We start from the raw sequence: 6,555 nt of genomic DNA on the forward strand, positions 1-6,555 counted from the left end.
ACAAGGTGTTATCGAATCTAAATCCCCTCACCCTAACCCTCTCCCGAAGGGAGAGGGAATTAACGGGACAGCAGTGTCTTCGAACAATAAAAATTCATCACCTGGTTGACGTATGACCCAGCTGCGCAAGCTCCTCCCCTACTGCCTGATGATGTTGCCGCGAAACTGGCCTACGAGAATGCCACAGGATTATTCTCTGCAGACAGGCCGGACATGGATTAGGTTCGGGGGAGTTGTCTTCGCGGCAGCACAGTTATTAAAACACCGTGCTAGCCTAGCGCGTCAATCACCTCATTGAAGCTCGGGCTCGGGCGCATCACCTGCGATACCCGCGTCACATCAGGGAGGTAATAGCCGCCCAGGTCAACCGGGCTGCCCTGCACACGATTCAGCTCCTCAACAATGCCGGCCTCGTTACCGGTCAACTGTTCGGCAACGGGCGTGAACAACGCCTTCAAGTCCGCATCGTCATCCTGCGCGGCGAGGGCCTGCGCCCAGTACATCGCCAGGTAAAAATGGCTGCCCCGCGTATCCAGTTCACCGGCGTTGCGGGATGGTGACTTGTCATTGTTCAGGAACTCGCTGTTGGCCTTGTCCAGCGCCGCAGCCAGCACGCGGATCTTGTTACTGCCGGTCTTATGCGCCATGTCTTCAAGGGAGGCACCGAGGGCCAGGAACTCGCCGAGCGAGTCCCAGCGCAAATGGTTTTCAGTCAGCAACTGTTCGACGTGTTTCGGCGCAGAGCCGCCGGCGCCGGTTTCAAACAGGCCGCCACCGGCCAGCAGGGGCACAATCGACAGCATCTTGGCACTGGTGCCCAGTTCCAGGATAGGGAACAGGTCCGTCAGGTAGTCACGCAGCACGTTACCGGTCACCGAGATGGTGTCCTCACCCCTTTTAACGCGGTCGAGGGTAAATAGCGTGGCCTCAAACGGCGGCATGATCTGAATGTCCAGGCCGCTCGTGTCATGCTCCTGCAGGTAGGTGGTGACCTTTTCAATCAGCCTGGCATCGTGGGCACGCGCCTTGTCCAGCCAGAAAATCGCCGGCTGGCCAGTCAGACGCGCACGGCTCACCGCGAGCCTTACCCAGTCCTGCACCGGGATGTCGCGGGTCTGGCACATGCGCCAGATGTCGCCGCGCTCGACACTGTGTTCCAGTACCACCTTCCCGGTCGCATCGGTGACACGCACACTGCCCGCGGCCGGGATCTCGAAGGTCTTGTCATGTGAGCCGTACTCTTCGGCCTTTTGTGCCATCAGACCGACGTTACTCACACTGCCCATGGTTGCCGGGTCGAACGCACCGTGCTGTTTGCAATAATCTATTGTCGCCTGGTAAATGCCGGCGTAATTCCTGTCCGGAATCATTGCCTTGGTATCATGTAAGCGGCCATCCCTGCCCCACATCTTGCCCGAGTTACGGATCGCCGCCGGCATGGAGGCATCGATGATCACATCACTGGGGACGTGCAGGTTGGTGATGCCCTTTTCCGAATTCACCATTGCCAGTTCCGGGCCTGCGGCATAGGCCGCCTCGATGTCGGCCTCTATCTCGCGGCGCTCGGCATCCGGCAAGCCGGCAATCCGGGCAAGCACATCGGCAAAGCCGTTGCGCGGGTCCACGCCGAGCCGGGCAAAGGTCGCGGCATGTTTGGTAAACACATCCCTGAAATATACCGTGACCGCGTGACCAAAGATAATGGGGTCGGAGACCTTCATCATGGTGGCCTTCAGGTGCAAGGACAGCAGCACGTCATCTTTCCTGGCGGCGGCCATCGCTGCCTCGAAAAAATCGCGCAGCGCCTGCACGTGCATGACCGAGGCATCGATTACCTCTTTGGCGAGTACGGGGGTGCTGTCTTTCAGCACCGTCACCCGGCCATCCTTGCCGACCAGCTCGATCTTTACCTCGCCCGCGCCTTCCATCACGGCTGACTGTTCGCTACCGTAAAAATCACCCGCCGACATGGCGGCGACGTGCGTTCGGGAATCGGCTGACCAGGGCCCCATGCTGTGCGGGTGCTTGCGTGCGTATTCCTTTACCGGGCCGGCGACACGGCGATCCGAATTGCCTTCACGCAACACCGGGTTGACCGCGCTGCCCAGCACCCTGGCATAACGCGCCTTGATGGCTTTTTCTTCATCTGTCTGCGGGTCTTCCGGGAAATCCGGGATGTCATAGCCGTCTGCCTGCAACTCCTTGATCGCCGCGGTTAACTGCGGCACCGACGCGCTGATATTAGGCAGCTTGATGATGTTGGCCGTCGGCGTTTTTGCCAACGCGCCGAGTTCGGCCAGCGCATCAGCCCGCTTTTGCGCGGTCGTCAGCTTGTCCGGGAAGTTGGCGATAATCCGCCCGGCCAGGGAGATATCCCGGGTTTCAATGGCAATACCAGCTGCAGCGGTGAAGGCCTGGAGAATGGGCAAAAAGGAATACGTGGCCAAAGCCGGGGCTTCATCCGTCATCGTATAGAAAATCGTGCTGCTGGCATTGGTGTCTGGCATTATGAATATCCCGGAATCAGTCGGTTAGGGGCAATATAATCCGACCATTATAGGGAAAATATCGGCTGGCTTCACGCCATGGCGGTTACTTCGGCGGATCGAGATTCAGGCTGTCGGTGTTGTTGATCCGGAACCAGCCGGTGAGGCTGTAACGCGAGCGTTTTGCGGGCAGGACCTCATGCGGGAACTCTTCACTTAAAAACAGCGCCATGCTGCCAAACGCGGGCGAGACGGTTTCCAGCACGGTTTGCCCCTCTCCCGCATACATGACCAGCTCGCCACCATCACCTGCCTGCCAGCTCGGGTTCAGATACAGGATGGTGCTCAAGCGGCGGTTAGAAAGGCCCTTGAAGGCATCCACATGCCGCTTGTAGAACGCGCCTTTCGAGTAATGCGCGTAATGACATTCGTAATCAAACAGGCCCAGGAACAATTCCCGGTTGAGGCGCTGGCGCAACTGTTCGGCCCAGTCGAGATAAAACACCACCGGCGCATGGCTTCTGTCCAGCCAGCGGATGCGGTCACGGCGCACAAAGTCGTTTACGTGCCGTTCCTGTTCACGGCCAATCCCCGCGGCATGGAACTGCCGATCATCGGTCGCCTTGATATCAATAAACAGGCGCTGTAATTGCTCAATGGCAAAGACATTATTCAGGATAATGTAACCGTCGTTGCGCAGGGCCTCGATAATGCGGGCAAAGACATCACCACCAGACGGTCCCCGGGTTAAAAGTGATGTATTCAATGACGTGTGCTCGTGAAGGAAAAAGTCAGGCGTTTATAGCCTAAATAACGACCGGCGCATATCACTATTTTTGCCTGTTTTGCAGGCGCGAGGACAGAACCCGGGCTGACCGGCCACAGGCCTTATTTAAACCAGTCATTTACCTCATCATCTTCCAGTGCGGAGATGTCCTCTTCATCCAGCTCGATAATACCGGTTTCCATCCCGGGGGCATCCGTGCTGGTTAATTGCGGACCATGCCCTGTCTCATCGGGCAGCATGGATGCCTCTCTAAAGGCATCAACGAAGGCCTGAAAATTGTCTTCCGTCAGGCAAATGATAATCTTGCCCGGTGGCTCGTCTATGCGGGCATCCCAGAACGAGGTAATGGCCTGAAAGAAGCCCTTTGCCACTACTGCCACCGGCACCTTGAATATACCGCTGCTGATAGCGGGAAATGCTATCGAATGCCAGTCGTGCATGCTGCATAGCTTCAAACAGCTGGCAACCGCCTGTCTGATCTTTTCCTCCTCATGACCCTCGCCCATCCGTGGCCCGACGGCATGCAGGACCGCCTGGTAGGGCAGGTTGCCGGCGGATGTCAGCGCCACCATCCCGCTTTCCAGCCGGCCATGTTCTTCTATAAACCGCGTGCTCTCCTGCTGGATGACCTCGCCACCCTTGTCAATGCACTGGCCTGCTACCCCGCCGCTGTGTAACAAATCGCCGTTTGCAGGGTTCACAATGACATCGACCTGTGCCGAGAACAGATCGGCCACCTCGAGTAACAACTCGCGATCACCGTAGAGAAACTGCATCGTGTTTTTTGTCATCAACCTATTATAGACGTTACACCATAGAAAACAGGGTAATTTGCGCCGTTATCATCATCCCTTCATACAATCATCATCAAACTGAAACCCGGCGTTGAGATAAAACAGCCTGGATAACCACTTGAGGCAAGCAATGGGATGGGTATCAATGCCCCTGTGCGGGGTGAGAGCAGTGTTTATCCAGGAAAAGCCTCCTGAAAATAGCCCGTTTGCAAAACCAATCGTCACCACAAAAATATATCGTTTCCCCTGCCAGCCACTCTCGCCTATATAGCCTTACCGGAAAGCTGTTTTTCACAACCTGACAACGAGACAGACAACATGCGTGATAATAGCGATTTTTTCAAACAGGGGCTTTTGTTTTTTATCATCCTCGTGTCGCTGGCCTACCTCGCCAGCATCGACTACACACTCTAGGCACAGCCCTGCAAGATAAAAGTCTGCGTCACAACGAGATGGCCTCGATGTTCAGCCCGTAAGCCCCGTCATGCAGCGACTTTTTAATCGTCACCGGCACGCCGCCGTTGCTGTAATTCGCCAGGCTGACGAGGGCATAATCACCATAGGGCTTCTTCTGCGGGTCGAGCAGCAGCACCACATCGGGGCGCAGGTGCAGACTCGGGTTCTGGGCAATGACGATGCCGACTTCACCTGTGCTGATTTCAATCAGCGAGCCGGTCGGATAGGCGCCCAGCGTCTGAATAAAGCACTCGACCAGGCCTTCATCAAATAGGCGGTTCTTCTGTTCATACAGCATCTGTTCCGCCACCGAGGCAGAGAGCGGCCGGGAAAAGGGCCTCGGCGTGGTAATGGCAACATACTGGTCAACGATACCGGCTATCTGCCCGAACAGGGGGATCTGGCTGCCCCGCAGCCCCGCCGGGTAGCCACTGCCGTTATAACGCTCATGATGCGTACGCACGATCTCGAGCACAGCCGGGTGACAGTTCGGGTCTGCCTCGAGGGTCTTTATGCCGTGCTCAACATGCGTCTTCATCAATGCCCACTCGTCATGCCCGAGCCGGGTCGTTTTATGCAGCAGCTCGCTCGGCAGCGACAGCTTGCCGATGTCCATGAGCATGCAGCCCATGGCCAGAACCTGCAGGTCGTCTTCCGGTAATCCCAGTTGCCGCCCCAGCGCGGTTCCCCAGACCGCGGCAGAGAGCGAGTCCTTGTAGAGGAACGAGTCAAACCTGCGGATGCGGGTCAGCCAGAGATAGGCATCCGGGTTCCTGACCACACTCTCCACCATGTAACGAACCGGCTCCTCGATGGCCTTCAGGTCGAGGGTCTTTGTCTCTTTCAGTAACAGCTCGACTTCGGACACAATCCTGGCGACGTCTTCATGTGACGCCTGCACGCGTGTCACCTCATCGGGGGCGGAAACCCTGATGCCGTAATCGGTCGTATTGATCCGTCCCGTGGTGGTAATGTTGTTGGCGTGATCGCTGGCCAGGCGGGTGAGAACAATGTTTTCATCCGGCACCATGATGTAGACGTGCCGGGTGAGCCGGATAAGTTCATCGATGTCGTGCTGCGACAGCACCTCAAAGCCCTGGAACAGGAAAGGCGTTTCGCTCCAGGGCCTGTCCAGGCTGGAGACATACATGCCCCGCTCGACCTCCTCGGATGGAATTTTCTCAACTGGCATATCGCTACTATATAGAGACGACCTGCTTCGGCAAAGCGGCCGGCTTCCTTATTAATCAGGCATAAACTTGAGATGCCCAGAGGATAGTATACCTGCTTCCGCAATGCTGATCGCGGGCTGGGCCCCGTGACAAGGGAAAATCCACCCGCAGTATATGAACATACCGCAGCCACGAAGTTCTCCTGGTATCACAGCGATTTTTTATTCTGGAGCGTTCGGGTTGCCAGGGCTTTAATGCTTAATCACATGGCCCCAGCCAGCGGCCGCTCATGTGCTGGCTCATATTTATGCCCACCTGCCTGATTTTGATCACGCCAGTCATGCTGTCGCCGTTATAGGTCATCGTACCGTCCAGCACTGAAGGGCCTTTCGGCGTCTGGCACTCCATTTGCCAGATGACGGTATTGCCGTTCATCTGGCTATTGACCATCTTGCACTCCTTGCCAGGTTCTTCCTGCTGCGGCACCATATTCTCTTTCGTCAGGCAATGCGTATAAGTCCGGGGGGGTATTTGTGCAGGCATTCCGGGTATTTCCATCTTTGTGGTTATCTCCCACTTACCGACTTTCATATCCACTGCCGCCCATATATCGTCTGACAACAGCACCGAGAACAACACCACCGCTAACCATCCTGCCTGCTTATGCATTGTTCTCTCCTCCCGGGTCTGAGTGACTGCAACGTTCATTAGATGGTAACCCGGGCTGGCTCAGCCTGACTCTACTTGCTACTACGTACTTCCCTGTCACAATGCTATTTTTTTCGGCTCTTCCCCAGATGTGGTGGGTAAGATTTACCGTATAACACCATCAGGATAAAGATCCAGTCCGCCAAGGTGAA

General features: G+C 56.3%; 5 protein-coding genes. All 5 read right to left on the reverse strand.

Translation table 11 applies throughout. The features are described from left to right. Positions 1–269 precede the first annotated feature (269 nt). Entirely contained in the window at positions 270–2,507 is a 2,238-nt protein-coding gene (locus RQ738_RS12775) for an NADP-dependent isocitrate dehydrogenase (protein WP_314165656.1), read from the reverse strand. 85 nt (positions 2,508–2,592) lie between these two features. After that, complete coding sequence (locus tag RQ738_RS12780; RefSeq protein ID WP_314165657.1) at positions 2,593–3,252, reverse strand: 2OG-Fe(II) oxygenase; 660 nt, start codon at positions 3,250–3,252, stop codon at positions 2,593–2,595. 122 nt (positions 3,253–3,374) lie between these two features. Next, entirely contained in the window at positions 3,375–4,064 is a 690-nt protein-coding gene (locus RQ738_RS12785) for a macro domain-containing protein (RefSeq protein WP_314165659.1), read from the reverse strand. Between the two features lie 445 nt (positions 4,065–4,509). Further along, complete coding sequence (locus tag RQ738_RS12790; RefSeq protein WP_314165660.1) at positions 4,510–5,715, reverse strand: HD-GYP domain-containing protein; 1,206 nt, start codon at positions 5,713–5,715, stop codon at positions 4,510–4,512. Between the two features lie 238 nt (positions 5,716–5,953). Then, positions 5,954–6,364 carry a DUF3617 domain-containing protein gene (locus RQ738_RS12795; protein WP_314165662.1) on the reverse strand — a complete coding sequence of 137 codons (411 nt, stop codon included), beginning with the start codon at positions 6,362–6,364 and terminating at the stop codon, positions 5,954–5,956. Between the last annotated feature and the right edge of the window lie 191 nt (positions 6,365–6,555).

The organism is Sulfuriflexus sp., from assembly GCF_032250955.1.
Lineage (GTDB): Bacteria > Pseudomonadota > Gammaproteobacteria > AKS1 > AKS1 > Sulfuriflexus.